General features: G+C 66.2%; 1 pseudogene. It reads left to right on the forward strand.

The features are described 5' to 3' along the window. Nucleotides 1–672 (forward strand): annotated as a pseudogene (locus EII35_RS15565) (hypothetical protein); the annotation flags it as partial.

A 672-nucleotide genomic window follows, 5' to 3' on the forward strand; every position in this document is an offset into this window, starting at 1 on the left:
CCCGGCAGGTCCAGGTCGAGGACCACTCCAACCCCGACCACCCCGTCACCCACGTCCTCACCTACGATCCCCGCGGCCTCCTCACCCAGCACGCTCGAGGCAACCACACCACCTCCTGGAACCACGACCTCGACGGATGGACCACCAGCATCACCGCCCCCAACGGGGCAGCCACGGCCTATCAGCGTGACCCGGCTGGGAACATCACCCAGGTCACCCATCCCGGACTCGCCACCGCCATCCTCGACCGCGACGAGAAAGGCCGACTGACCCGCGCTGTCCTGGGCGATGTCATCCACCAGTGGGGCTACACCCACGGATTCATCACCCACCACACCACCAGCCAAGGCACCCACACCACAGCCGCCATGGACTACACCGACGACGGCTGGCTCTCATCGGTCACCATCGATGGGCAACACACCCGGTACCACTACGACGATGCCGGGCAACTCACCCGCGCTGAATCCGACACCACCACGAACTCGTGGACCTACGACCCGGCCGGACGCCTCACAGTCGAACACATCAACGGCACCACCTGGGAACGCACCTACAACGCCGCTGGGCAACTCCTCCACGCCACCAACGGCGACGAAACCATCACCTACACCCACGACCACACCGGACGCCGCACCCGCGAGACCCACAGTGATGGCCGACGCCGCGACT

The sequence above is a fragment of the Arachnia propionica genome (assembly GCF_003932785.1).
Lineage (GTDB): Bacteria > Actinomycetota > Actinomycetes > Propionibacteriales > Propionibacteriaceae > Arachnia > Arachnia propionica_B.